The organism is Bradyrhizobium sp. Bra64, assembly GCF_024519875.1.
In the GTDB taxonomy this organism is placed as follows: domain Bacteria; phylum Pseudomonadota; class Alphaproteobacteria; order Rhizobiales; family Xanthobacteraceae; genus Bradyrhizobium; species Bradyrhizobium japonicum_G.
Window position 1 is genome coordinate 128266 of the sequence record NZ_JALJRD010000013.1, and the last position, 25647, is coordinate 153912.

Annotated in this window: 21 protein-coding genes; 8 read left to right on the forward strand and 13 right to left on the reverse strand. The window is 65.2% G+C overall.

Going from position 1 to position 25647, the window contains the following annotated elements:
* Both NR187_RS28815 and NR187_RS28820 read left to right on the forward strand, forming a co-directional pair.
* Positions 1–375: an Hpt domain-containing protein gene (locus tag NR187_RS28815; protein ID WP_211385066.1), complete on the forward strand. Its 375-nt coding sequence runs from the start codon at positions 1–3 to the stop codon at positions 373–375.
* A gap of 166 nt (positions 376–541) precedes the next feature.
* Complete coding sequence (locus NR187_RS28820; RefSeq protein ID WP_027560383.1) at positions 542–862, forward strand: 2Fe-2S iron-sulfur cluster-binding protein; 321 nt, start codon at positions 542–544, stop codon at positions 860–862.
* Between the two features lie 60 nt (positions 863–922).
* On the opposite strand, the gene NR187_RS28825 is transcribed toward NR187_RS28820, so the two are convergent.
* The gene (locus tag NR187_RS28825; RefSeq protein WP_211385067.1) at positions 923–1390 is read right to left on the reverse strand and encodes a thioesterase family protein; all 468 of its coding nucleotides are present in this window, start codon (positions 1388–1390) and stop codon (positions 923–925) included.
* A gap of 182 nt (positions 1391–1572) precedes the next feature.
* Between NR187_RS28825 and NR187_RS28830 the strand changes: the two genes are divergently transcribed.
* Both NR187_RS28830 and NR187_RS28835 read left to right on the forward strand, forming a co-directional pair.
* A complete protein-coding gene (locus tag NR187_RS28830) occupies positions 1573–2601 on the forward strand; it encodes an NAD(P)/FAD-dependent oxidoreductase (protein ID WP_211385068.1) in 1029 nt (342 codons plus the stop codon).
* Between the two features lie 138 nt (positions 2602–2739).
* The gene (locus NR187_RS28835; protein WP_211385069.1) at positions 2740–3351 is read left to right on the forward strand and encodes a DUF2147 domain-containing protein; all 612 of its coding nucleotides are present in this window, start codon (positions 2740–2742) and stop codon (positions 3349–3351) included.
* Positions 3352–3440: 89 nt separating this feature from the next.
* Here the strand turns inward: NR187_RS28835 and NR187_RS28840 are convergent, their stop codons facing one another.
* On the reverse strand, positions 3441–4583 hold the full coding sequence (locus NR187_RS28840; RefSeq protein WP_256808492.1) for a hypothetical protein: 1143 nt from the start codon (positions 4581–4583) through the stop codon (positions 3441–3443).
* Between the two features lie 348 nt (positions 4584–4931).
* Here NR187_RS28840 and NR187_RS28845 point away from each other — a divergent pair, with 348 nt between their 5' ends.
* Complete coding sequence (locus tag NR187_RS28845; protein WP_256808493.1) at positions 4932–5288, forward strand: hypothetical protein; 357 nt, start codon at positions 4932–4934, stop codon at positions 5286–5288.
* 33 nt (positions 5289–5321) lie between these two features.
* Here NR187_RS28845 and NR187_RS28850 read toward each other — a convergent pair whose 3' ends face one another.
* The 11 genes from NR187_RS28850 to NR187_RS28900 all read right to left on the reverse strand — a co-directional run bounded on the left by NR187_RS28850 (position 5322) and on the right by NR187_RS28900 (position 20650).
* Positions 5322–6302: a zinc-binding alcohol dehydrogenase family protein gene (locus tag NR187_RS28850; protein ID WP_256808495.1), complete on the reverse strand. Its 981-nt coding sequence runs from the start codon at positions 6300–6302 to the stop codon at positions 5322–5324.
* A 126-nt stretch (positions 6303–6428) separates the two neighbouring features.
* A complete protein-coding gene (locus NR187_RS28855) occupies positions 6429–8684 on the reverse strand; it encodes a TonB-dependent siderophore receptor (protein WP_256808496.1) in 2256 nt (751 codons plus the stop codon).
* A 191-nt stretch (positions 8685–8875) separates the two neighbouring features.
* A complete protein-coding gene (locus NR187_RS28860) occupies positions 8876–9145 on the reverse strand; it encodes a hypothetical protein (protein ID WP_256808498.1) in 270 nt (89 codons plus the stop codon).
* A gap of 186 nt (positions 9146–9331) precedes the next feature.
* Positions 9332–10873: a galactarate dehydratase gene (gene garD / locus NR187_RS28865; RefSeq protein ID WP_256808500.1), complete on the reverse strand. Its 1542-nt coding sequence runs from the start codon at positions 10871–10873 to the stop codon at positions 9332–9334.
* Between the two features lie 130 nt (positions 10874–11003).
* Positions 11004–12452, reverse strand: a complete 1449-nt coding sequence (locus NR187_RS28870) for an aldehyde dehydrogenase family protein (RefSeq protein ID WP_211385076.1) — start codon at positions 12450–12452, stop codon at positions 11004–11006.
* Between the two features lie 18 nt (positions 12453–12470).
* Positions 12471–13814, reverse strand: a complete 1344-nt coding sequence (gene gudD, locus NR187_RS28875) for a glucarate dehydratase (RefSeq protein ID WP_256808502.1) — start codon at positions 13812–13814, stop codon at positions 12471–12473.
* Between the two features lie 26 nt (positions 13815–13840).
* A complete protein-coding gene (kdgD, locus tag NR187_RS28880; protein WP_256808505.1) occupies positions 13841–14785 on the reverse strand; it encodes a 5-dehydro-4-deoxyglucarate dehydratase in 945 nt (314 codons plus the stop codon).
* Positions 14786–14913: 128 nt separating this feature from the next.
* Entirely contained in the window at positions 14914–15819 is a 906-nt protein-coding gene (locus NR187_RS28885; protein ID WP_211385079.1) for a LysR substrate-binding domain-containing protein, read from the reverse strand.
* A gap of 122 nt (positions 15820–15941) precedes the next feature.
* Positions 15942–17294 (reverse strand): MFS transporter, encoded by a 1353-nt coding sequence (locus NR187_RS28890; RefSeq protein WP_256808508.1) that lies wholly within the window; start codon positions 17292–17294, stop codon positions 15942–15944.
* 233 nt (positions 17295–17527) lie between these two features.
* Positions 17528–19483, reverse strand: a complete 1956-nt coding sequence (locus tag NR187_RS28895) for a hypothetical protein (protein ID WP_211385081.1) — start codon at positions 19481–19483, stop codon at positions 17528–17530.
* 84 nt (positions 19484–19567) lie between these two features.
* Complete coding sequence (locus NR187_RS28900) at positions 19568–20650, reverse strand: YbhN family protein (protein WP_256808510.1); 1083 nt, start codon at positions 20648–20650, stop codon at positions 19568–19570.
* A 428-nt stretch (positions 20651–21078) separates the two neighbouring features.
* Here NR187_RS28900 and NR187_RS28905 point away from each other — a divergent pair, with 428 nt between their 5' ends.
* The 3 genes from NR187_RS28905 (at position 21079) to NR187_RS28915 (ending at position 25646) form a co-directional block, all read left to right on the forward strand.
* On the forward strand, positions 21079–21585 hold the full coding sequence (locus NR187_RS28905; protein ID WP_211385083.1) for a ferritin-like domain-containing protein: 507 nt from the start codon (positions 21079–21081) through the stop codon (positions 21583–21585).
* Positions 21586–21724: 139 nt separating this feature from the next.
* The gene (locus tag NR187_RS28910; protein WP_256808513.1) at positions 21725–23134 is read left to right on the forward strand and encodes an MFS transporter; all 1410 of its coding nucleotides are present in this window, start codon (positions 21725–21727) and stop codon (positions 23132–23134) included.
* 112 nt (positions 23135–23246) lie between these two features.
* The gene (locus tag NR187_RS28915) at positions 23247–25646 is read left to right on the forward strand and encodes an EAL domain-containing protein (RefSeq protein ID WP_211385085.1); all 2400 of its coding nucleotides are present in this window, start codon (positions 23247–23249) and stop codon (positions 25644–25646) included.
* Position 25647 lies beyond the last annotated feature (1 nt).

The following is a 25647-nucleotide window of genomic DNA, read 5'->3' on the forward strand; positions in this document are numbered from 1 at the left end:
ATGACGCCTGAACTGCAACGGATGGACTGGATGCCCTCGCCCCCGCTTGCACCCATCGACAGCCCGCTCGACCTCGATCACCTCTCCCGCATGACGCTCGGCGACCCTGAGCTGGAACACGAAGTGCTGGCGATGTTTGCCGAGCAGGCGGTCCGCCTGATCGCGGCGATGGCAGCGCTGCCGGCCGAGGCCGGCGCACTCGCCCACAAGCTGAAGGGCTCGGCGCGCGGGATCGGCGCCTTTGCAGTGGCGGACGCTGCAGCCAGCCTCGAGACCGCGATCCGGACCGGCCAGAACCGGCCCCACGCCTTCGCCGCGCTGAAAGAAGCGGTGACCGAGGCTCGCACCGCCATCGAGGCGATCCTGAAGCCTTGAGGCCGGCGCGGTCAGAACCGGGCTCTAGCGTCTTGTTTTGACGTATTTTCTTCCCGTAAAGCGGGATTCATTTCGCCTCAAAACGCTATGGCGCCGGGCTAATCGACCCGTTATAGGACAGCCCGGACCCTCCTTCATTCACAGCACCGCGGCAGCACGAGCACACATGGCCAAGATTCACTTTGTCGACCACAAGGGCGAAACCCGTACGGTGGAAGTCGAGAACGGCGCAACCGTGATGGAAGCCGCGATCCGCAACAGCATTCCCGGCATCGAAGCCGAATGCGGCGGCGCGTGTGCCTGCGCAACTTGCCATGTCTATGTCGACGAAGCCTGGCGCGAGAAGGTCGGCAGCCCGACGCCGATGGAAGAGGACATGCTCGACTTCGGCTTCGACGTGCGCCCGAACTCCCGCCTGTCCTGCCAGATCAAGGTTTCCGACGAGCTCGACGGGCTGGTCGTGGCGACACCGGAACGCCAGGCCTGATCTTTCATGTCTTTCTTGCAAGCCTGATTTTTGCAGCAGGCCCGATCCTCACTGATTGAATCATGGGCCCGGCATCGCGACCTCGATGCCGCGCTTGTGCCAGGGCCTCAGCTTCGCGATCACCTCCGCAGTGAGCGGCGTCGGCCGCCGCGACGCTTCGTCGATCGTCACGCCGACCGAAATCGCCGATGCGATGCACTTTCCTTCCGAAAACACGACCTGCTCGAACGTCACCGACGTTCGCCCCAGCTTCACGACGCCGAGGCCGAGCTCGATCGTGTTCGGCCAGTGCAGTTCGGCGCGGAAATGGATGTCGAGCCGCACCATGATCCAGGCGAGCCCTGGCGGCGTCAGCCCGTATTCCGGGCTCTTCATCAGCGTGACACGGCCGGTCTCGAAATAGGTGGCGTAGACCGCGTTGTTGACGTGCTGGTTCGGATCGAGATCGCCGAAACGGACATTGTCGGCGAGGCGATAGGGATAGTCCTCCAGGCGCGGCGTCGTATCGAGGCGGCTTGGTGCGTTCACCGATTGATCTCCGTCATATCCTTGATCGTTACAGCCCAGTTATCCTGACCCGGCAAGTGGGCACGGCTGCGGGGCGCTCCCGCTTTTATGCCTTCCCTGATCCATCCCCGTTGGCTAGACAGGCAGGGTCACCTCTGCCCGCCGGGCGCCGTCCAACCGATAACGACCGATAAAGAGACGACATGAGCGACGTGATCAAAACCGATGTGCTGATTATTGGCGCCGGCCCTTGCGGTCTGTTCGCCGCCTTCGAGCTTGGCCTTCTCGATATGAAGGTGCATTTCGTCGACATCCTCGACAAGGTCGGCGGCCAGTGCGCCGAGCTCTATCCGGAAAAGCCGATCTACGACATTCCCGGCATTCCGCAGGTTTCGGGGCAGGGCCTCACCGACGCGCTGATGGAGCAGATCAAGCCGTTCCATCCGACCTTCCATCTCGGCGAGATGATCGAGACGGTGGAGAAGATCGGCGATCCCGCATTTCGCTGCACCACGGACGCCGGCAAGGTGTTCGAATGCAGGGTGCTGGTGATCGCGGCCGGCGGCGGCTCGTTCCAGCCCAAGCGTCCGCCGGTACCGGGCATCGAAGCCTATGAGGGCACCTCGGTGCACTATGCCGTGCGTAAGATGGAGACGTTCCGCGACAAGAACGTGCTGATCGTCGGCGGCGGCGATTCCGCGCTCGACTGGACGCTCAATCTGCATCCGCTGGCCAAGCGCATCACGCTGCTGCACCGTCGCGACGACTTTCGCGCCGCCCCTCACAGCGTCGAGCAGATGCGCGCGCTGGTCGCAGGCGGCAAGATGGATCTGCGGCTCGGCCAGGTCACCGCGCTCTCGGGCGCCGAGGGCAAGCTCACCGGCGCCACCGTCAAGGGCAACGACAACATCGTGAGCGAGATTTCCTGCGACACCATGCTGCCGTTCTTCGGGCTGACCATGAAGCTCGGTCCGGTCGCGAACTGGGGCATCGCGCTCGAGAACAATCTGGTGCCGGTCGAGACCTCGGCATTCGAGACCAACGTATCAGGCATCTTCGCGATCGGCGACATCAACACCTATCCCGGCAAGATCAAGCTGATCCTGTGCGGCTTCCACGAAGGCGCGTTGATGTCGCAAAAAGCCCATCGTTACGTCTATCCTGACAAGCGGCTGGTGTTTCAGTACACGACCTCGTCCTCCAGCCTGCAAAAGAAGCTTGGCGTCAACTGACACGGCAGGACGGGGCGGCGATGCCCCATGTTTCTGGTGCTAGCGCTTCTGGTGCTGGAACCGTTCGCGAAATCGCCGTAGTCTGCGGCCATTGCGGTGGCGGCTCGGCAAGGCGATTGGCTCAGCAAGGTGATGATGATGCGGATTTTCTTTTCCAGCTTTCGGCTGCTCTCGCTCCTCGCGCTGTTGCTCGGTGCGGCAAGCCCGGCTGCGGCGCAAATGTCGGCTGCAGCGCCGGCCCAGCCGACCGCCGCGGGCCTCTGGCAAAAGGTCGAAGACGGCAAGACGGTGGGATGGTTCCTCTTCATCGACCACAACGGCATCTTCGAAGGCGTGATTGCAAAGACCTTCCCGCGGGCCGGCGATGATCCGAACGAGGCCTGCACGAAATGCACGGACGATCGCAAGAACGCGCCGGTGCTCGGGCTCTCCTTCATCCGCGACATGAAGCGCGACGGGTTGAAGTATGATGGCGGCAACGTGGTCAATCCGCGCGACGGCAACATCTGGAAGGCCAAGATGACCGTCAGCCCGGATGGCCAGACCCTGACCATGCGTGGCTTCCTCGGCATTTCGCTGTTCGGCAAGGACGAGACCTGGACGCGCCTGCCCGACGCCAACATCGCGCAGGTCGATCCAGCCATCGTCGCCAAATATCTTCCTGCCCAGGCGACCGCGGCGACGAAGCCGGTGCCCGCGCCAGCGGCGAAGAAGGGCGGCGCGATGATGGCGCCGGCGCAGAAGCAGTAGGGTTGCTTGCGCATTCTCTTGTAGCCCGCATGAGCGAAGCGACATGCGGGGCAGCCGTTATCGCTGCGCTCACCTGGGCTACAGGACCGTCAGTACGTTCGTGCCTTCCTGCACGGTGCATAGAAGGTGCCGCCGGCGACGACCCGCTCGAGGCATTGCCGGGGATCGGTGATCTCGCCGTCGACCCGGAAGTAATAGGCCTGCGTGCCGAGGCTCAGAACGTAATGTCCCGGCGGAAGTTCGAGCTCTGAATCGCCGGCGTGGAGCTCAAGCATCTCGGGCGCCCCGGGAATCGGTGACACCCGGAACGGATAGGCGAAGTTGCGGATGACGCCGACGTCGTCTCCGCCACTCAGCGCCTTGCCAGCGGCGTCGTTCGAGAACTCTCTGGCGATCCTTGCCACGACCCGAACCTCGACCCGTTCGGGAATCGCGTTTGCGACGTCGCGGCGGAATACGATGAATTTGACGCGCCCGTTCGGCAGATGCGGCCGGCCGGGGTTCTTGAACTCCGGTGAAATCGCGATGCGAATGTCCGGCGCCATGATGCCGGTCGCATTCAACTCCGCCAGCGACTTGTCATCGATCAAGGCGTAGACGCCGTAGTCGGTTGGAAGCACGCGCGCCGGTTTCGCCGGCGGCGCGACGGCGGTCACCATTTCAGGCTTGCTGACCGCGATCGTCGTCTCCGGTTTGGGCGGGACCAGCGCGATCTCCTGGGACTGGGATGAAACCAGCCGGCGCAGCGCGGCGATATGGTCTCGCTGCGAAATGAGAAGAGCGATGGCGACGGCGGCAAGCAGGATGGCCCCTGTACGCTTCATCACCGGCCAGAGCGGGCCCGAGATCGCAGGCCGAGTGGACGCCTCGATCCCCGAGCGCAGCACCGGAGTGTCGGCGGACAAAAGCGGGCCGCTTGTCTGACCCGCCTTCGACGAGGTGAGTTGATGTTGCGGCAACCGCTCCAGCGGCGGCGCTTCACGCGAGAACTTCTCGACCTCCTCGATCGCGACCTCGAGCGCCCGCTTCATCTGGTCGATGTTCTTGGCGTCGGCGTAGGTAAACTGCTCCTGGAGCTTGTAGCGGGCAAGATCGTAGACGAGCTGCCGCCTGAATTCCGGATCGTCCTTCACCGTCTCCAGCATGCGCGAAATCACCAGCGCAAACTGCACCTCGTTTGCAGGCAAATCGGTCGCGTCCTGCTGGCCAGGGAGCAACTCTCTGGAACTCATAGCGCTGACGGTCCGATGCCTGTCACGCCAACATCCGATTTCTCTAATCCAAACAGTCTGTTAAACAATGCGACAAGGTTCGCGGCAACGTTCGTACACGTCCCGGCACGACAAGGAAAGCCTCCAAAAATAGCTGCGGCAGATCGCGAGCGTGCTCAGCCTGAAGCAATGTGCACACAACAGCTTGCGGCAGTAGTTCCCCGGAATGCGTGCTGGCGCCGGATTTGCATAGCTGTTGCAAAGCCGCTGGGGAGCGAGTCGCCGTCTTCACGCCTGCCGCCACCGTGCGGAAGGCGGACGGCGGCGTCTGTCCCTCGCGGCGCCGATTGCGATCCGCAGGAAGACGACATGCGACTTGCCAGACTATGTGCTGCCTCGCTGCTGGGGCTGACGGCGCTGCTTGCGACTTCGGCGCTCGCGCGCGACGACGGCCGCTACGCGAATTCACCGCTAAAACCCTGGTTCGAGAGCCTGCACAGCGAATACGGCCAGTGCTGTTCCGATGCCGACGGCTATGGGGTCGCCGATGTCGATTGGGAATCCGACAAGGGCCGTTATCGCGTGCATCTCGACGACGAATGGGTCGTCGTGCCCGACGGCGCCGTGATCACCGAGCCGAACAAGATCGGCCGCACCATGGTGTGGAAGCACTATATCGACGGCCATCCGCGCGTGCGCTGCTTCATGCCGGGCAGCATGACCTAGCCGTCCGGTCCGTCATCTGGGACGAGGCGCACCTCAATCGGTGATGACGACGATCTTTCCGCCGGCCGCGTTGGCATCCATGCAGCGGTGCGCCTCCGCGATCTCCGTGAGATGAAAGACCCGCCCGACCTGGACGCGAAGGGCGCCTGTTTCGATCTGCCGTACCAGTTCCTGCAGCGGCGTCTGCATGAAGTCGTCAGGGCCTCCGGAGTAAACCGTGAGGCTGACGGCATTGGGGATGACGTCCATCGGGCTGAATTGATCGAACCACCATTTGTCTCCGACCATGCCCGTCATGCAGACGATGCCGTTCGCCCGCACGCATTGCAGGGAGTCGGTCAGCGTCGTCGTGCCGACGAGCTCGAGCACCTTGTCGACGCCGCCTCCGCTTGCAGCCTTGACCTTCTCGGCGATCCGGCCGTCATCGATGATGGCAAGGTCCGCCCCGGCGGAGCGCATCAGGTCCGTGCGCGCGGGATTGCGCGTGGTGGAGATCACCTCGGCGCCGTGCTTGCTGGCGATCGCCGCGGCCGCAAGGCCAACCGAGGTCGTCCCGCCGCGGATCAGAAGCCGCTCGCCGTGCTTGAGCTGCAAGGCGGTGAACAGCGAACCCCAGGCGGTCTGGAGCATCTCCGGCAATGCGCCCAGCCTTTCCCACGACAGCGCGGTCTCGAGCGCCTGGACCTGTGCGGCCGGCACGCACACATATTCCGCGTAGCCGCCGTCGAACTGCCGTCCCATGCCGCCCATGGCCGTCGCGACGATCTGGCCCTTGCGAAACCGGCCGCTCGGCGCCTGCTCAACGAGGCCGACCGCCTCGATGCCGAGCACGCGCGGGAAGCTCACGCCCGGCGATAGCCCGCGCCGGGTGAAGAGCTCGGACCGGTTGAGGCCGAAGGCCTTGACGCGAATGAGAACCTGATCCGGGGCAGGCGTCGGCACGGGCCAGCTCTCGATGCGCAGCATCTCGGGTCCGCCGGCCTCGCGTATCACTGCTGCCTTCATCCGGGTCATATCATGAAAATCCTGCGAGCTTTGGCCAACTGGCTTGCAGGAGAAGGCGCAAAGATTCAAGCGCTGGCTCAGCGCGCGCTGTTGTGCGGCTACCTCATGCGCGGGGGTATGACGTCAACCTCCTTGCTAGAATTTGTAGGTCGCGCTGCCGAGTACCGTGCGACCGATGCCGAGGAAGCAGTCGCCGCGTGCGAGGCAGGTGGTGACGTGACGCTTGTCGAAGAGATTGCTGGCATTGACCTGAAATCGCCAGGGGCCGGTCTCGTAACGGACCATGGCGTCGAACAGGGTGTAATCGGGTGTGCGGATCGTGTCGGTGCCGTCCCATGACGTGCCGATATAGCGCACGCCGCCGCCAAGCGTGACGCCGGGCAGGCCGAGCAGGGAGAGACGGTACTTCGCCCAGAGCGAGGCCTGGTGATCCGGCACGGTCTCGACATGCTTGCCCGTGTTGTCGCCGCTCTCCACGCGGGCATCGAGATAGGTGTAGGCTCCGATCAGGTCGAGCTCCGGCGTGATGCGCGCCAGCACCTCGAGCTCGGCGCCGCGGATGCGGACCTTGCCGGTCTGGATCGAAATCAGCGGATTGTCGGGGTCGCTGGCCAGCCGGTTCCGTTCGGTGGTGTCGAAGATGGCGCCGTTGATCGCGTTGCCAGGCGTAGGATTGTACTTGAAGCCGAGCTCCACCATCTCGCCGCGCTGCGGCGCGCAGACCGTGGCGCAGACGCCGCTGCCGAACACCGGATTGAACGACTGCGCATAGGTCACGTAAGGCGTGACGCCGAACGGCAGCTCGTACATCAGTGCGGCGCGGCCTGTGGTCGCCTGGTAATGCTCGACCGGAGAGCCCTGCGTGGCGCTGGTGACGTCGTCGTGGCGCAGGCCGAGCACTGCGAGCCATGGTCCGAGCCGCAACTGGTCCTGCGCATAGAGGCCGAGCTGGCTCTGGCGGAGATCCGGCTCCGCCGACATGACCGGCGGCGTGACGCCGGTGTAGACCGGCGCGTAGAGATCGAACGGCGTCGCATCGTAGCCTGCGCCGGACGAGGCACGCTCCTTGTAGCCGCGGTAGTCGATGCCGAACAGCGTCTTGTGCAAGAGCGCGCCGGTTGCGAACTTCAGCTCGGCATTGCTGTCCGAGGTGAAATTGTCCTTGACGCTGTCCCGGGCCCAGATGTAGCGCGCCACCGTGCGACGTTCGGCATCCAGGAATGGATTGTCCGGCGTGGAGTACACGTCCGGATACAAGCCGTGATAAATACCCTCGACACGAGTATAGCGCAGGTTCTGCCTGACGGTCAGAGCGTCGTTGAAGCGGTGCTCGAACAGGCTGGAGACCGCGCCGGTCTCGGTCCGGTAGCGATCCCAGCCCGGCTCGCTGGTGAAGCGGTTGATCGGAATGAATCCGTTGTGGCCGGGATAGAGCGTGCCTTCGTGCGGCAGGAAGGCGGTCGACGAGCCCGTCTTGTCCTTTTGATAGGTGCCGAGCACGGTCCAGCTGGTGTTGTTGGTCGGCCGCCACGTCAGCGACGGCGCCAGCACGATCCGGTCGTCCTTGACGTAGTCGGTCTGCATGTTGCTGTCGCGAAAGACGCCGACGAAGCGGTAGAGCCACTCGCCATCCCCGGTCAGCTTTCCGGTGGAGTCGAGCTGCACCTGCTTGCGGTTGAAGCTGCCATATTGCACGCCGATCTCGTTGGCGGCTTCCGCCTGCGGGCGCTTCGAGATCAGGTTCAACAGGCCCGCCGTCGAGGTGTCGCCGTAGAGCACGGAAGAGGGGCCGCGCAAGACCTCGATGCGCTCCAGCGTGTAGGGCTCCGGCCGCCATTCGTTGAAGTTGAAGGTGTTCACCACACGGGTGCCGTCGAGATAGATGTTGGGGTCCTGGCCGCGGATGCGCGGATAATCGCCGCGCGAGTCCGCGCCGTAGGCATCGGCGAACACGCCGGGCACGTAGCGCAGCGCTTCCTGCACGGTGGTTGAGCCCTGGTCGGTGACCCGGTCGGCGGTGACCACGCTGATCGATTGCGGCGTCTCGCGCAACGGCGTGTCGGTCTTGGTGCCGGTGCCGCTGCGGGTCGCGACGTACCCGTGGACCGGGCCTGTTGCGGTCTCCGTCACCGTGCTTGCGCCGGCTGACGGCGCATTGGCATTCGACGGCATCCGTTCGGCCTGACGACGGCGGCTCGCCGCCTGCGCAGCCTGGCGGGAGCGAAGCGGACGCGGACGTGCCGCCGGCCGCGATGATGACTGTTCGACGACGACGGCGGGCAGCTGTTGAGACGATGATTGCGCCTCGGCCGGTGCGGCGTCCACCAAGCCTGCCAGCAGCGGCAGGACGCCGCCGATCAATCCCGCCGTCGTCCGTAGATATGTTGTCATTTGCGACCCCATCATTTGCGGGGCGACGACTAACAAGTGTAGTCGGAAGCTTGAAGTGCAGGAGGGACGCAATAGTCCCGCAATCATCGGATTTGGAATTAGTATTCATATAAATCGAGCGCGCGCCGATTGATGTCGGCGCGCGAATGCGGGAATGAGATAATGAGGTGGTGCGCCTCGCTCAGCGCCGATCAACGCTGCTCGCTGGTGGCGTTGGCGGCCGCAAGCCGCTTGACGCGCGGCGACAGCACGGACATTTGCGTGGGCGAGGCGGGCATGCCGGCGACGACCATCGCGGGCGCAGTCGGCTGCTGCTCGACGCCGGCGCCGCCGAGCACCTGGACTTGCGTCGTCGAGATCGGAAACGAATTCACTTCGTAAGAGGGAAGCTCGCCGGCGAATGCACCGGCCGAACCCGCCATCATCGCACCGGCAGTGGCAATCATCGAGAAAATACGCATTGAAAAATCTCCGTTGAAAAATATCAATCGGAGGTTTGGTCGCGGCGCTGCCGCCACAGGTTCGCTCGTGGACGAACATTCGCTCGCCGCCGCCGGACATATTTGATTGCGTGGTGCGACGGAACGAAGCGAGGCGGAAACGCATCGCTTCTGTGTTTCAGGACGGTTTCGCCGGCGCGGCGATCTTCAGGTCACCGGCGCCGGATTGAACAGCGTCAGATCGTTGTGGATGCCCCAGCGGTCCGACCATGGCTTTGTCCGGCCGCTGGCGACGTCGAGGATCAGGCGGAACAGGTCCCAGCCGGTTTCCTCGATGGTCTTCTCGCCGGTGGCGATGCCGCCGGCGTCGAAATCGATCAGGTCTTTCCAGCGGCGCGCAAGCTCGCTGCGGGTCGCGACCTTGATCACAGGCGCGGCCGCAAGCCCGTAAGGCGTGCCGCGGCCGGTGGTGAACACTTGCAGCGTCATGCCGGAGGCGAGCTGGAGCGTGCCGCAGATGAAGTCGGAGGCAGGAGTGGCCGCGAACAACATGCCTTTCTGCGTTGCCTTCTCGCCGGGCGCGAGCACGCCGGTGATGGCGGACGAGCCGGACTTGACGATCGAGCCCAATGACTTCTCGACGATGTTGGCAAGACCGCCCTTCTTGTTGCCGGGCGTGGTGTTGGCGCTGCGATCGGCGCCGCCGCGCGCCAGATAGGAATCGTACCAGGCCATCTCGCGCACCAGCGCGCGGCCGACGTCCTCGTTGATTGCGCGGCGGGTGAGAAGCTGGATGGCGTCGCGCACTTCGGTGACTTCCGAGAACATCACGGTGGCGCCGGTGCGCACCAGCAGGTCTGCGGCGAAGCCAAGGGCGGGGTTGGCCGTGACGCCGGAAAACGCGTCGCTGCCGCCGCATTGCAGGCCGATCACGAGATCGGCCGCCGGGCAGGTCTCGCGGGTGCGCTTGTTGAGGATCTTCAGGCGCGCTTCGGCCTGCGTCATGATCGCGTCGACGATCGCGCCAAAGCCGTCGAAGGCTTCGTCCTGCATGCGGACAATGGCGTCGCTGACGCCTTCCGGCACCAGCCGCTCGGGCGCGAGCTTCTCGCATCCCAAGCTAATGACCAGGATCTCGCCGCCGAAATTCGGGTTCAGCGCGATGTTTTGCAGCGTGCGGATCGGCACAACCGCGTCCGGCGCGTTGATCGCGACACCGCAGCCATAGGCGTGCGTCAGCGGCACGACGTCGTCGACGTTCGGATATTTCGGCAACAGCTCGGCGCGGATGCGCTTCACCGCGTATTCCATCGTGCCCTTGACGCATTGCACGGAGGAGGAGATGCCGAGGATGTTCTTGGTGCCGACCGAGCCGTCGGTGTTGCGAAAGCCTTCGAAAGTAAAGCCTTCGAGCGGCGGCAGCGGCGCGGGGACGGCGGTGGAGATTTCCAGCTTGTCCAGCGCTGGCGCCTCCGGCATGCGGATGCGCGCCTCGTCCACCCATTCGCCGGCCTGGATCGGCGCGAGCGCGTAGCCGATCACCTCGCCATAGCGGATGATCGGCTGATCTTGTGCGATGTCGACCAGCGCCGTCTTGTGGCCTTGCGGCACGAAGGCGCGCAGCGTCAGGCCGCAGGCAAAGCGCGAGCCGGCAGGAAGCCCGAAATCATTGACCACGATCGCGACATTGTCGCGCTCGTTGAGCTTGATGTAGCGGGGCTGCTCTTTCGCTGCCACTGACTGGTCCATTTGCTTTGCCTCAGAAGCTGAAGTCGTAGGGTGGGGCAAAGGCGCAACGCGCCGTGCCCACCATGCTTCACACCGAACCTAAGCGGTGGGCACGCTTCGCTTTGCCCACCCTACGATATCTTGCCCTCGGTTAGCCCGGATAGGTATAGGCGGTCTTCACCGTGGTGTAGAACTCGCGGGCATAGGAGCCCTGCTCGCGGGCGCCGTAGCTCGAACCCTTCCGGCCGCCGAACGGCACGTGATAATCGACGCCTGCGGTCGGCAGATTGACCATCACCATGCCGGACTCGCTGTTGCGCTTGTAGTGCGAGGCGTATTTCAGGCTGCTGGTGCAGATGCCGGAGGCGAGGCCGAACTCGGTGTCGTTGGAGATTGCCAGCGCCTCCTCGTAGTTCTTGGCGCGGATGACGGCGGCGACGGGGCCGAAGATCTCCTCGCGTGCGATGCGCATGTTGTTGTTGGCCTCGGTGAACAGCGCCGGCTGCAGATAGTGGCCGGGCGTCTCGCGCTTGAGCAGCTCGCCGCCGAAGGCGAGCTTGGCGCCCTCGTCCTGGCCGATCTTGATGTAGCGCAGGTCCTGGTCGAGCTGACTCTGGTCGACCACCGGGCCGATATGGACGCCGGCCTTGAGCGCGTCGTCCACCGACAGGCCTTTCAGACGCTCGGCCACCGCCGCGACGAAGCGGTCATGGATGCCTTCAGTGACGATCAGGCGGGAGGAGGCGGTGCAGCGCTGGCCGGTCGAGAAATAGGCACCGTTGACGGCGACCTCGACGGCGGTCTTGAGGTCGGCGTCGTCGAGCACGACCAGGGGATTCTTGCCGCCCATCTCGAGCTGGAACTTCTTCATCGGGTTCGACAGCACGCAGGCCTGCGCGATCTTGCGGCCGGTCTGCACCGAACCGGTGAAGGAGATCGCGGCGACGTCGGGGTGATCGAGAAGGGTCTGGCCGACGACCGAGCCGGAGCCGACCACGAGGTTGAATACGCCGGCGGGAATGCCGGAACGGGTGATGATCTCGGACAGAGCGTGCGCCGAGCCCGGAACCAGTTCAGCGGGCTTGAACACCACGGTGTTGCCGTAGCAGAGCGCCGGCGCGATCTTCCAGGCGGGGATCGCGATCGGGAAATTCCAGGGCGTGATCATGCCGACGACGCCGACCGGCTCACGGGTGAGCTCGACGTCGAGGCCGGGACGGACGGAGGCGCCCTTCTCGCCGATCAGGCGCAGCGCCTCGCCGGCGAAGAACGCAAAGATCTGGCCGGCACGCGCGACCTCGCCAATGCCTTCCGGCAGGGTCTTGCCTTCCTCACGGGCGAGCAGGCGGCCGAGCTCTTCCTTGCGGGCGATGATCTCGAGGGAAATCTTGTTCAGCGCGTCGTAGCGCGCCTGCGGCGTCGACTGCGCCCAGGCGGGGAAGGCGGCCTTGGCGGCGGCGATCGCTTTTTCGGTCTGCGCCTTGTCGGCCTTGGCGTATTCGCCGACGAGGTCGTTGGTGTTGGAGGGGTTGATGTTCTTGGTGACGCCGGAGCCGTCGACCCACTCGCCGCCGATGAAGTTCTTCAGGATCGCAGTCATGTATTCCTCCAGAGTTTCTTAGCGAACGAGGCAGGGACGCTTGTCGTCGAAGGTCCAGCCGGGGATCAGGTCCTGCATGGCAATAGCGTCATCGCGGGCGCCAAGTCCATGCTGCTTATAGAGGTCATGCGCGGCGTCGATGGCGGCCCTGTCGATTTCGATACCCAGGCCCGGCCGGTCGGGCACGGCGATCTTGCCGCCCTTGATCCGGAGCGGCTCTTTGGTCAGCGCCTGGCCGTCCTGCCAGATCCAGTGCGTGTCGATCGCGGTGACCTTGCCCGGGGCGGCAGCGCCGACATGGGTGAACATGGCGAGCGAGATGTCGAAATGGTTGTTGGAGTGCGAGCCCCAGGTCAGGCCGTTGTCGCGGCAGGTCTGGGCAACGCGCACCGAGCCCTGCATGGTCCAGAAATGGGGATCGGCGAGCGGAATGTCGACCGCTCCCAGACGCAAGGCATGCGAGAGCTGCCGCCAGTCGGTTGCGATCATGTTGGTCGCGGTCGGCAGCCCGGTGGCGCGGCGGAACTCGGCCATGATCTCGCGGCCGGAGAAGCCGGCTTCGGCGCCACAGGGGTCCTCGGCATAGGCGAGGATGCCGTGCATGTCCTTGCAAAGCCGGATAGCCTCGTCGAGTGACCAGGCGCCGTTCGGGTCCAGGGTCACGCGCGCGTTCGGAAAGCGCTTGGCGATGGCGGTGACGGCCTCGATCTCCTGCTCACCGCGAAGCACGCCGCCCTTGAGCTTGAAATCGGCGAAGCCGTAATGATCGTGGGTGGCTTCCGCGAGCCGCACCACGGTCTCCGGCGTCATCGCCTCCTGATGGCGCAAGTTGAACCATTCAGGCTTGCCGGTCTCGCCCGCGACGTAGTCGAGTTTGCTCTTGCGGCGGTCGCCGACGAAGAAGAGATAGCCGAGCGTCTCGACGCTCTTGCGCTGCTGGCCTTCGCCGAGCAGGGCTGCGACCGGCAGGTTGAGATGCTGACCGAGCAAATCGAGCAGCGCGGATTCGATCGCCGTAACCGCGTGGATCATGACGCGCAGGTCGAATGTCTGCTTGCCGCGGCCGCCAGCATCGCGGTCGGCGAAGGCGGTGCGGATGTCGGCGAGGATGTTGTTCATCGCGCCGACGGTCTTGCCGATGACGAGATCGCGGGCATCCTGGAGCGTCTGCCAGATCTTCTGCCCGCCCGGCACCTCGCCGACACCGGTGTGACCGGCATTGTCGGTGAGGATGACGATGTTGCGGGTGAAGAACGGCGCGTGCGCGCCGCTCAGATTGAGGAGCATGCCGTCGCGGCCTGCGACCGGGATCACCTGCATCGCGGTGACGACCGGTGCGCCGGTGATCTCGGTCCTTGCCATCGTCCGCTCCTCCCTGTTGTCGTTTGTTATTCTGCAGCCTGTTGTGACGATCGGATGGCGGGCAGATCCTTGACCAGCGCCGTCACTTCCGCGATCTCCTGCTCGGTGAGATCGGTGAGGGGCGGGCGGACCGGGCCGGAATCGCGGCCGATCACCTTCATGCCGGCCTTGATGATCGAGACCGCATAGCCCTTCTTGCGATTGCGGATCGCGATCAGCGGCAGGATGAAATCCTTCAGCCCGGCATGGATCGTCGCGTGATCGCGCTTGCGCACGGCGTCGTAGAAATTGGTGGCGAATTCCGGAACGAAGTTGAACACGGCCGAGGAGTAGGTCGTCACGCCCATGTCGAGATAGGGCAGCGCGAATGTCTCCGCGGTCGGCAGGCCGCCGATATAGGTCAGGCGGTCGCCGAGCTTGGTGTGGACGCGGGTCATCAATTCGATGTCGCCGATACCGTCCTTGTAGCCGACGAGGTTCGGGCAGCGCTCTGCGAGACGCGCCAGCGTGTCGGGGTGGAGGATGGCGTTGTCGCGGTTGTAGACGATGACGCCGATCTTCACCGAGGCGCAGACCGCCTCGACATGGGCGGCAAGGCCGTCCTGCTCGGCATGGGTGAGATAGGGCGGCAGCAGCAACAGGCCGTCGGCGCCGGCCTTCTCGGCCCCGATCGCGATCTCGCGGGCGATCGCGGTGCCGTAGCCGGTTCCGGCGAGCACGGGCACGCGGCCCTTGGTCTCTTCCACGGCGATCTTGACGACCTGCGGAACTTCGGTCGGCGTCAGCGAGAAGAACTCGCCGGTGCCGCCGGCCGCGAACAGGCCGGCGACGTCATAGCCGCAGAGCCAGTCCATGTTGGCGCGGTAGGTCGTCTCGTCGAAGGAGTAATCCGCCTTGAACGGCGTGACGGGGAAGGACAGGAGGCCGGATCCGATCTTATGGGCCATTTCCTGCGGGGTCATCTTGCTCATGGGCGCTGCTCCCTTATTGCGTGTTGTGGAGGACGCAACCAAGGCCTGCGCGTCCATGCGCCGTTGTTTAGGCAACCGTTCTATGCGCGTCCAAGCCAAAGCCTATATCGACCGATGCGAAATCAGCATCAATCTTCCATCGTCTCCGCGGAGGACAATTCACCTGCGATTTTGACGAGCGCCGACAGCAGCGGATTCTCGTCGTCGCGGCGCCAGACCATGAACAGCTCGACGGGCACGCGCGTGCGCAGCTTGAGCGGCCGCAGCCGCACGTCGGAGATCTTCAGGCTTGCCGCTGCCGCCGGCACGATAGCAAGGCCGAGGCCGGCGCGGACCATGGCGAGGATCGAGTGGATCTGGCTGAGGTGCTGCACATAGCGCGGCAGCACGTCGGCGCGAGTGAACAGCGCCACCAGCAGATCGTGGAAATAGCGACTCTCATAGGGCGAATACATCACGAAGGGCTGGCCGTCGAAATCCTTGATGGTGACGGTTTCGGCGTTCGCCAGCGGATGCTTCTTCGGGATCGCGGCGAGCAGGGGCTCGGCGACGACGCGGCGGCTGGCGATTTCCGGGCGCGCGATCGGCGGCCTGAGCAAACCCGCATCGATCTGGCCGGAGCTCAACGCCTCGAACTGGTCGCCCGACACCATCTCCTTTAGCGAGAAGTCGACTTCGGGCAGCTTGGCGCGGCAGGCTGCGACGAGTTCCGGGAGGAAGCCGTAGGCGGCGGCGGCGGTGAAGCCGATCTTCACCGAGCCGGTCTTGCCGAGCGCGATGCGACGGGCGACCTGCGAGGCACTTTCGGCGAGCTTCAGGATGCGCCGCGCCTCGGGCAGGAAGCTGCGCCCGGCAGGCGTCAGCCGCACCGAGCGGCTGGTACGCTCCAGCAGCGGCGCATCGATGATGTGCTCGAGCACCTGGATCTGCCGGGATAGCGGCGGCTGGGTCATGTTCAGCCGCGCGGCGGCACGGCCGAAATGCAATTCCTCCGCCACCGTGACGAAACAGCGGAGCTGGTTGAGGTCGAACATCGATACATGCCTTAGATGAATAAGGCGTTTCCCCGGCACTTCTAGCATCGATTACCCCCAAAACAAAGACGGCGGCTGTGACGCCGCCGTTGAGTTGCCTGGTCAAGCTCCCGCAGGAGCCCTCAGGAGGAACGTTTGAGCACCACCCGCTCGATCTTGCCGACGATCACGAGATAGGCGAATGCGGCCACCAGCGCGTTGGCGCCGACGAAGACCAGCGCGCCGTTGAACGAGCCGGTCGCGGCCAGGATGTAGCCGATCACGATCGGGGTGCTGATCGAGGAGAGGTTGCCGAACGTGTTGAACAGGCCGCCCGAGACGCCGCCGGCTTCCTTCGGCGAGGTGTCGGAGACGACGGCCCAGCCGAGCGCGCCGATGCCCTTGCCGAAGAAGGCGAGCGCCATGAAGCCGACCACCAGCGCCTGCCCGTCCACATAGTTGCAGGCGATGATCGACATCGACAGCAGCATGCCGCCGACGATGGGGATTTTCCGCGCCAGCGTCAGCGAACCCGTCTTGCGCAGGATGGCGTCGGAGATGACGCCGCCGAGCACGCCGCCGATGAAGCCGCACAGCGCCGGCAGCGTCGCGACGAATCCGGCCTGCAGGATCGACAGGCCGCGCTCCTTGACGAGATAGACCGGGAACCAGGTCAGGAAGAAATAGGTCAGCGTGTTGATGCAGTACTGGCCGAGATAGACGCCGAGCATCATGCGGTTGGAGAGCAATTGGCGGATGTGGTCCCAGCGGGGGCCGGAGTCCGGCGCACGCTCGTGCTTCAGATCGTCCTTCGGCGCGTCGAGATCGACCAGCGCGCCGCCGTCCTTGATGTAGTCGAACTCGGCCTCGTTGATCCCGGGATGCTCCTTCGGGCCATAGATGGTCTTGATCCAGGCGAGACCCATGAGGATTCCGAGCGCGCCCATCACGAAGAACACGTAGCGCCAGCCGTAGTCGTGCGCGATCCAGCCCATCAGCGGCGCGAAGATCACGGTGGCGAAATACTGCCCCGAATTGAAGAAAGCCGATGCGGTGCCGCGCTCGTTACCGGGAAACCAGGCCGCGACGATGCGGGCGTTGGCGGGGAAGGACGGAGCCTCGGCGATGCCGACCAGGAAGCGCAGGCCGAACAGCACGGTGATCGCGGTGCCGGCGCTGAAGAAGCCGACCCAGCCCTGCATCATCGTGAAGATCGACCAGACGATGATGCTGAAGGCATAGACGAGGCGCGAGCCGTAGCGGTCGAGCAGCCAGCCGCCCGGCACCTGCGCGATCACATAGGACCAGCCGAAGGCCGAGAAGATGTAGCCCATGGCGACGGGATCGAGATGGAGCTCCTTGGAGAGCGCGGGGCCCGCGATCGAGAGCGTGGCGCGGTCGGCGTAATTGACGATCGTGACCAGGAACAACATGGTCACGATGAACAACCTGACGCGAGACCTCCTCACGTCCGTTGCGGACACCACTGCGCTCATCACGCGCCTCCTTAGAACTCGAAATGTTTCCTCACTGCGACTCCTAGAGGCGCGCGCGGCAAAGTGTCCAAGTTCAAGGGGGTATCGATTGATGCCGTTTTTGGATTGATGGAACGGCAGGTCGAGGAAACGATGCGTGGAAATCGTGACCGGGATCGAGTGCTCGAGCCACCAACTCGTCATTGCTTCGCTGCGCTCGCGATGACGGCGCGGAGAGAGTTCGCTCTTGCTATTTACTGCTGCGCGCCCGGAAGCAGTTGCGGCAGCAGTCCGCGCGTCACGCCGGGCGGCACGGCATCGAGCCCGAGCACTGCGCTCGCGGCCGGCAGCGCCGCGTCCGCCATCGCGGCGTGACCTTCGGCGCTCGGATGCACGGCGCCGCCATAGATGGCGGAGAGCACGCCCCAGGTCGCGTCGTGGATGTCGGTCGGCTGGCTCGCGGCCGGCAGGCCTTGCGGATAGGTCATGGCCGCGAAGTAGCTGTCATTGGCGTCGCGGATCCAGCGCGCGCGCGGCAGATAGGCGCGGAATTCGGAGGCGCTGCGGCCGCACAGCATCGGCTGGCTCGCCGCGCTCACGATATCGGGATTGAAGCTCTGGCCGTTCTCGGCAAAGCAGGTGCGGTCGAACTCCGGATCGTTGCCCGAATGCGCGCAGAAGCCGTGATCGGCGAACGCGGCCTGGTGCGCGTCGACGAAGGTCATGCGGTCGGCTTCCGGATCGCGGCACAGCGCACCGCGGGTGCAGGTGGCAAGGCCCTTCAGTTGCGGCAGGAATTCCGTGTCGACGAAGGTCGAGACGCGGGCGAGGCGCTGCGGGTCGGCGTTGAAGGACGGGTGGATGTCGAAGCCGGCGCGGCCGCCGCGGCAGGGCACGCCGCCATCGGCGAGCGCCGGGTTGGCGTAGGAGACATAGACCACGTGCGAGAGGTCGCCGCCGACCAGCGGCTTAAGCGCCTCGCGCAACTTGACGAAATTCTGCGGCAGCTCGCGCGCCAGCGCATCGCGGGAATCATCGACGTTCGCCATCACGCCGGAGCGGCGGAACAGGGCGCGCTCGGTCGCGGTGTCGACGATGACGTCGGCGACGAGGCCGGAGAAATAGACGTCGTTGGCGCCGACCGAGAGCAGCACGAGGTCGAGCGTGCGGTCGGGCTGGCGCTTCCTGGCGGCGGTGAGCGCTTCACGCAACTCGGCAACCTGCGCGTTCACGCTGGTGTTGCAGACGCCGGTCTTGCCGGGCGGACATTCGCGGGCGCGCTGCGAGCCGAGCAGTCCGTCGCCGATGCTGGCGCCGGTGCAAGCGAGCGGCAAAAAGGTCACCGCGACGTGGGTGTAGCGCACAGCGAGCGCCAGCGCGGTGCGGGCCTGGTAGCTGTAGAGCGAGCGGTGGCAGGGTGAGTTGAACCAGAGCGCGCCGTAGCGCTGCCAGTTGGCGAGCGAATCCGGCGCCTCGCAGGCGCGGCCGCCTTTGTAGCCGGCGCGGCTCGGTCGGTAGTACTGGCCGCCGGCGGCGGTGCCGAGATAGGAGCGGAAGCAGAAGCCTTCGTCGGACAGCGCCAGCGGCCGGTCCGGATTGCCTTCGCCCGAGGCGATGCTGTCCCCCAAGCCGGCCACGAAGATGTCGCGAACCTGGATCTCGGCCTGGACACGCTGGGTCGGATCGGAGCCGGAGGAGACGTCCACGCTCGCGACCGTCTGCTTGCCATAGCGGACCCGCAGATTGACCGGCTCGGCGCAGTCGAAAGTCGAGGTCTGCGGCCCGTCGCCGTCGTCGAACGACCAGGCGCAGGTAGCGCCGACCGGCACCGCGCCGGTGAGACGCACGGTGACGGGGTGATCGACCGGGGTGAGGTAGTTTTCCTTCACGTTGTCCCGGGTGCAGGGCTGGTTGACCCGGCCCTGGAGGTCGATGCAGAGGCGGTTGACCATGTTGCGGGCCCAGCCGCGACCCTCGCTCTGGAGTTCCAGCGATTGTTCGGCGGCGAGAATGCTGCGGTTGCCCGCATTCTCGACATGGAGCAGGAAATCACGCTCCTCGCGGAACAGCCGGAAGCGGTTGCGCACCTCCCAATTGATCTGCAGGGCGCCGGAGTCCTGCGCGGCGGCGCGCTCGGGCGGCAAGGCGGTCAGGATCCCGGCAAGCAGCAGGGCGCCTGCGGAGAGAGTGCGAAGGGATGCTCGGATCATGGCCCGCGTCTTCAACGGCAAAGTTGAGGCGGAAATAAGAGAGCATTGCTCCCCCGCCTGCAACCTTTGTCTGGACCGTCCGCGTCAGCGCTTGTTGGCCTGCCGCAGCAGCCGCTCGCGCTCCATGGGCGTCACCTGCTTGGGCAGGTTGGCCTGTGCGCAGGCCTCCGCCAGCCGCCGCCGCTCCTGCCAGGGCTCCACCACGTTCATCCAGAGCTCGCGCGCGCCCATGATGGAGATGGCGAGGCCGAACGGGATCACGAAATAGAGAATGCGGAACACCAGCAGCGTCGCCAGCAGCTGCTCGCGGCCGAATTCCGGCAGCGCCACCAGCATGGCGGCGTCGAACACGCCGATCGAGCCGGGGGCATGGCTGGCGAAGCCGAGCAGGGTCGCCAGGATAAACACCACGGCAAGCGACAGAAAATCGATCTGCGGACTGGCCGGCACCAGCAGATACATCGCCAGCGCGCAGAAGCCGAGATCGACCACGCCGATGAGGATCTGCACCAGCGTCAGCGGCGCCGAGGGCAGCACCACCTTCCAGCCCTTTTGGCCGAGCTCGCGCCGCTTCTCGCCCATGCAGAGCCAGACCAGATATGCGGCGATCGAGGCGAGGCCGCCGAGCGCGATCAGCCGATTGATCGATGACGGCAGCTGATCCATGTAGGACGCGGCGTCGGGATGGATCGCCATGCCGATCGAGAGCACGAAGATGTTACCGAGCCAGAAGGTCAGCCCCGACAGGAAGCAGATTTTCGCGACGTCGATCGCGTTCAGCCCGTAATCGGAATAGATCCGGAAGCGGATCGCGCCACCCGTGAACACCGTGGCGCCGATGTTGTGGCCGATCGAATAGGACGTGAAGCTGGAGAGCGCCGCGATGCGATAGGGCACGTGCTTCTTGCTGATCGTTCGCAGTGCAAAAAAATCGTAGAAGGTCAGCGTACAGAACGCGAAAAAGACGCAGATCGCCGCCAGCCCGATATTGCCGCGGGGAATCTCGGTCAACGCGGTCAGGATGACACCGGTATCGATGCCCTTGAGGGTCCGCACCAGCGTGGTGATCGCGAAGGCGATGATGAAGACGCTCGCGGCAATGCCGAGCCGTCGCCAGCCGATCCATCTCTTGAAGCCGCGTTTCAGCGCGGGCAGCAGTCCGTGCATTCGTCCTCCCGGCGGGGGGCAAAACCGACCGGGCCAGAGATTGGCCGGTCGGGTGCGATCACTGCCCGAAATGGGCTTCGATCGCTAGGCATGATGTAGCTCATTTAAGGCAAAAACAGTAACTTGTGCAGCCCTTGACAATGATAGGTTCTGCGCCGGACCGGCCACTTTTGTCATACGCGGTTCACATCGGGCGGGCGTTAAGCATATGAGTCGTGGGACCGGTTCGGCTCTCGCGTCCGTGTCTCGGCATGGTTTCAAATCCTGGCGCGGTCGGCATTGTTCCAGCTCAAGCGATGCGGGCTTTTTTGGAACGCCGATGCCGGGTGCCCGTTAGGCCACCATCAGCAATCGAACATGGCGGAATACGCGGCTTTTCTTGCAGGCCGCTGCGTCCGTGTTCCCGAAACCTCGAGAGGATCGGACCGATGGGACTGTTCACGAAAGACATCAAGACCATGAACGACCTGTTCGTGCACCAGCTTCAGGACATCTATTATGCCGAGCAGCAGCTCGCCAAGGCCCTGCCGAAAATGGCCGACAAGGCCACCGATCCGCAGCTGAAACAGGGCTTTTTGACGCACCTCGAAGAAACCAAGCAGCACGTCAAGCGGCTGGAGGAAGTGTTCAAGATGCACGGTGCTCAGGTGAAGGCGGTCGACTGCCCGGCGATCGACGGCATCATCGAGGAGGCCGACGAGACCGCCGGCGAGGTCGCGGACAAAGCGGTGCTCGACGCCGCCCTGATCAACGCAGCGCAGGCCGCCGAGCATTACGAGATCGCCCGCTATGGCAGCCTGATCGCCTGGGCCAAGCAGCTTGGCCGCAATGACTGCGCCAGCGTGCTCGCCAAGACGCTGGAGGAAGAGAAGGCGACCGACAAGAAGCTGACCACGCTCGCCGAGAGCAAGGTGAATCTCCGCGCGGCCAGCTAAGGTGAGGTAATCAAAAAAAGCGCCGCGCGGCCATCCGCGCGGCGCTTGCATGTGACGCATCCATCATTCGGTCATTGTCGAAACATGACGGCGGGATGGAAGCGTATGTTTCGCATGGGGCTGCAACCGAGTTGGCAGCATGCGAGCAAGCACCATCAAAAATGAATCCTTCGACGACGGAGCCGGCGCGCCGCGTGCCGGCTCGCGTCTTGCAACCTCCCTCACGCTCGCCGCGATGAGCCTCGGCTATGGCGTGGTGCAGCTCGACGTCACCATCGTCAACACCGCGCTCGGTGCGATGGGCAGGACGCTCGGCGGCGGCGTCGCCGAGCTGCAATGGGTGGTCAGCGCCTACACCATTGCATTTGCCGCGTTCATTCTGACGGCCGGCGCGCTCGGCGACCGGATCGGCGCCAAGCGCATCTTCATGGCGGGCTTCGCCATCTTCACCGCGGCCTCGCTCGCCTGCGCACTGGCGCCCAATGCGGCCGTGCTGATCGCAGCGCGGCTGGTCCAGGGCCTGGCGGCGGCGATCCTGGTGCCGAATTCTCTCGCGCTGCTCAGTCATGCCTATCCGGACGACCGCGAGCGCGGCCGTGCCGTGGCGGTCTGGGCCGCCGGAGCGAGCCTTGCCCTCACCGCGGGCCCGTTCGTCGGCGGCGCGCTGATCACGCTGGTCGGCTGGCGCGCGATCTTCCTGGTCAATCTGCCGATCGGGCTTGCCGGCCTGTGGCTGAGCTGGCGTTACGCCAGCGAAACCACGCAGGCGCGCTCGCGCGAGATCGATCTGCCCGGACAGCTTGCCGCGATCGGTGCGTTGGGGGCGCTGGCCGGCGCGATCATCGAAGGCGGTTCGCTCGGCTGGGAACATCCAGCCGTGATCGCGGCCTTCGTCGGAGCCGCCATTGTCGGCGCGCTTTTCGTCTGGCGCGAGAGCCGCGCGGTACAGCCGATGCTGCCGCTGTCGCTGTTCGGCCACCGGCTGTTCGCGCTGACTTCGCTCGTCGGGTTGCTCGTCAACATTGCGATTTATGGCCTGATCTTCGTGCTCAGCCTGTACTTCCAGAGGATCAACGGGCTGTCGGCGTGGTGGACCGGTCTCGCCTTCGTGCCGATGATGGGGGCGGTGCTGCCGTTCAATCTGCTGGCGCCGCGCCTCGCCGAGCATATCGGCCCGTGCCCGACCATCGTCGTCGGCGCCTGCGTCTCGGCGCTTGGCTGCCTCGGCCTGCTCTGGATCGAGGCCGGGACGAGCTATTGGGCGATCCTTGCCCAGATGATTGCGATCAGCGGCGGACTTGGGCTGCTGGTGCCGCCGCTGACCTCGACCTTGTTGGGCAGCGTCGAGAAGGCGCGCTCCGGTATCGCGGCGGGCGTCCTGAACGCGACGCGGCAATCCGGCAGCGTCCTCGGCGTCGCGCTGTTCGGCTCGCTGGTGGCCTCGGAGGGGGCGTTCGTGACCGGCATGCATCTGTCGCTGATTCTGTCGGCGGCGGTGCTGCTGCTCGCCGCCGCCGTGATCGGCCTCGGTGCACCGGCGCGCGGATGAACAATCCGAGCGAATGGACACACCTTCCGTTCACCATCCCCGAAGGGGGCACGTAGCCAGTTACCGACTATCCACCTCTGTCGGTTCAAGTGCGGGTCGATAGGGGCCTGCAATGTACCAAGTATTCTACTGTCTCGCCGAAGAGCACGACTGGCGGCTTGTGGCGCTTGGCGGCGCTGTGTGTCTGCTCGCAAGCGCGGCGGCGATCAGCCTGTTTCACCGGGCTCGGGCGTCGAACGGCCCCGGTCGCCTGGCCTGGATCGCCCTGGACGCCGCCGTCAGCGGATGCGGCATCTGGGCGACGCATTTCATCGCGATGCTCGCCTACGGGCCGGGTGGCGCCGGCGCTTACAACATCCCGGTGACGATCCTTTCCCTGGTCTTCGCGATCTCCGTGACCTTCGTGGGGCTGAGCATCGCGGTATCATCCTCACGCGCGCCGTGGATCGTGCTCGGCGGCGCAATCGTCGGCACAGGCGTCGCGACGATGCACTACACCGGCATGGCCGCGCTGGAGATGCCGGCGCGCGTGGACTGGATCGGAAGCACGGTTGCCGCCTCCGTGCTGTTCGGAGTTGTGTTTGCAGCGCTCGCGCTGTTCGTCGCAGCGCGGCGCGACAACCGCTTCCATGCGCTGGCCGCGACCGCCCTGCTGACGGTCGCCATCGTCGCGCATCATTTCACCGCGATGGGCGCGGTGCTGCTGACGCCGGACCCGACGATCGCGATCAGCGGGCTGTCCGTCTCGCCGGCCTCGCTGTCCTTCCTCACCGCAGGTGCCGCTGTTGCGATCATCGCGATTGCGCTCGTGGCCGCGCTGCTCGACCGCCGCGCCAAGGGCGAGCTGGGCCGCCAGCAGATCGTGCTGGACACGGCGCTCGAGAACATGTCGCAGGGACTGTGCATGTTCGACGCGGACGGCAAGATCATCCTGTTCAACGAACGCTATGCCGCGATGCTCGGCCGCACCGACATCCCGCTCGCCGGCCGCCTGCTGGTCGATGTGCTGCGGGAGGAGCAGGCCAGGGGCCAGTGGCAGGGCGATGCGGGCGAATTCTTCGCCCGCCTCGTCGCCGACGCGCGCGAGAGCCGTACCACGACCGATGTCGTCAGCAGGCTGGGCCGGTCCATCCGGGTCGTCAACCAGCCGATGCAGGGTGGAGGCTGGGTCGCGACCTTCGAGGACATCACCGAATGGCTGGAGGCGCAGGCCAAGATCTCGCACATGGCCCGCCATGACGCGCTGACAAGTCTGCCGAACCGCGTGCTGTTCCACGAGCAGCTCGAGCAGGGATTGCTCCGGACCAGGTCGGGCGACCAGCTCGCGGTGCTTTGTCTCGATCTCGATCATTTCAAGGACATCAACGACTCGCTCGGCCATCCCATCGGCGATGCGCTGCTCAAGGAGGTCGGCCGCAGGCTGAAGGCCACCGTCGGCGAGAGCGACACCGTCGCGCGGCTCGGCGGCGACGAGTTCGCCGTGGTCCAGATCGGACGGTCGGAGGAAACCGCGGCAAGATCCCTTGCCGGCCGCCTCGTCGAGGTGGTCTCGGCGCCTTACGAGATCGACGACCATCAGATCGTCATCGGCGTCTCGATCGGCATCTCGCTGGCGCCGCAGGACGGCAACAATCCGGACGAGCTGTTGAAGAACGCCGACCTCGCGCTGTATCGGGCCAAGGCGGACGGCCGCGGCACCTATCGGTTCTTCGAGACCGGCATGGATGCGCGCGCGCAGGCGCGGCGCCTGCTGGAGATGGATCTGCGCGCGGCGCTGCAACGCGACGAATTCGAGGCGTACTATCAGCCGATCCGCGACGTCGCCAGCGGTCGCGTCGTCGCCTTCGAGGCGCTGCTGCGCTGGAACCATCCGCAGCGCGGCCTTATCGCGCCGATCAGCTTCATTCCGCTGGCCGAGGAGACCGGACTGATCGTTCAGCTCGGCGAGTTCGTGCTGCGCGGCGCCTGCGCCGACGCGGCCACCTGGCCCGACGATGTCGACGTCGCCGTCAACCTGTCGCCGGTGCAGTTCAAGAATCCGAACCTGATCGCATCCGTGACCGAAGCGCTGGCCGCTTCGGGACTCGATGCGCGCCGTCTCGAGCTCGAGATCACCGAATCCGTGCTGCTTCAGAACAGCGAGACGACGCTGACCACCCTGCACGAGCTGCGTGCCATGGGCGTGCGCATCTCGCTCGACGATTTCGGCACCGGCTATTCGTCGCTGAGCTATCTGCGCAGCTTCCCGTTCGACAAGATCAAGATCGACCGCTCCTTCGTGTCGGAGCTGGCGACACGGGAGGATTCCATGGCGATCATCCGCGCCGTGACCGGTCTCGGCCGCAGCCTCGGAATCGTCACCACGGCGGAAGGCGTCGAGAACGACGCGCAGCTCGAGCTGCTCAGGCGCGAGGGCTGCACCCAGGCGCAGGGTTATCTGTTCAGCAAGCCGCGGCCGGCTTCCGATGTCGCGATCATGCTGAACCGGCCGCGGCTGCGCGCGACCGCCTGAG

Excerpts from the sequence above, each read along its gene's own strand:
- NR187_RS28835 (WP_211385069.1), top strand. The coding sequence starts at position 2,740 with ATGCGGATTTTCTTTTCCAGCTTTCGGCTGCTCTCGCTCCTCGCGCTG.
- garD (WP_256808500.1), bottom strand. The coding sequence starts at position 10,873 with ATGGACCAGTCAGTGGCAGCGAAAGAGCAGCCCCGCTACATCAAGCTC.
- NR187_RS28890 (WP_256808508.1), bottom strand. The coding sequence starts at position 17,294 with ATGAGCGCAGTGGTGTCCGCAACGGACGTGAGGAGGTCTCGCGTCAGG.
- NR187_RS28895 (WP_211385081.1), bottom strand. The coding sequence starts at position 19,483 with ATGATCCGAGCATCCCTTCGCACTCTCTCCGCAGGCGCCCTGCTGCTT.
- NR187_RS28855 (WP_256808496.1), bottom strand. The coding sequence starts at position 8,684 with ATGACAACATATCTACGGACGACGGCGGGATTGATCGGCGGCGTCCTG.
- NR187_RS28845 (WP_256808493.1), top strand. The coding sequence starts at position 4,932 with ATGCGACTTGCCAGACTATGTGCTGCCTCGCTGCTGGGGCTGACGGCG.
- NR187_RS28900 (WP_256808510.1), bottom strand. The coding sequence starts at position 20,650 with ATGCACGGACTGCTGCCCGCGCTGAAACGCGGCTTCAAGAGATGGATC.
- NR187_RS28870 (WP_211385076.1), bottom strand. The coding sequence starts at position 12,452 with ATGACTGCGATCCTGAAGAACTTCATCGGCGGCGAGTGGGTCGACGGC.
- NR187_RS28915 (WP_211385085.1), top strand. The coding sequence starts at position 23,247 with ATGTACCAAGTATTCTACTGTCTCGCCGAAGAGCACGACTGGCGGCTT.
- kdgD (WP_256808505.1), bottom strand. The coding sequence starts at position 14,785 with ATGAGCAAGATGACCCCGCAGGAAATGGCCCATAAGATCGGATCCGGC.
- NR187_RS28860 (WP_256808498.1), bottom strand. The coding sequence starts at position 9,145 with ATGCGTATTTTCTCGATGATTGCCACTGCCGGTGCGATGATGGCGGGT.
- NR187_RS28820 (WP_027560383.1), top strand. The coding sequence starts at position 542 with ATGGCCAAGATTCACTTTGTCGACCACAAGGGCGAAACCCGTACGGTG.
- NR187_RS28850 (WP_256808495.1), bottom strand. The coding sequence starts at position 6,302 with ATGACCCGGATGAAGGCAGCAGTGATACGCGAGGCCGGCGGACCCGAG.
- NR187_RS28815 (WP_211385066.1), top strand. The coding sequence starts at position 1 with ATGACGCCTGAACTGCAACGGATGGACTGGATGCCCTCGCCCCCGCTT.
- NR187_RS28910 (WP_256808513.1), top strand. The coding sequence starts at position 21,725 with ATGCGAGCAAGCACCATCAAAAATGAATCCTTCGACGACGGAGCCGGC.
- gudD (WP_256808502.1), bottom strand. The coding sequence starts at position 13,814 with ATGGCAAGGACCGAGATCACCGGCGCACCGGTCGTCACCGCGATGCAG.
- NR187_RS28830 (WP_211385068.1), top strand. The coding sequence starts at position 1,573 with ATGAGCGACGTGATCAAAACCGATGTGCTGATTATTGGCGCCGGCCCT.
- NR187_RS28885 (WP_211385079.1), bottom strand. The coding sequence starts at position 15,819 with ATGTTCGACCTCAACCAGCTCCGCTGTTTCGTCACGGTGGCGGAGGAA.
- NR187_RS28905 (WP_211385083.1), top strand. The coding sequence starts at position 21,079 with ATGGGACTGTTCACGAAAGACATCAAGACCATGAACGACCTGTTCGTG.
- NR187_RS28840 (WP_256808492.1), bottom strand. The coding sequence starts at position 4,583 with ATGAGTTCCAGAGAGTTGCTCCCTGGCCAGCAGGACGCGACCGATTTG.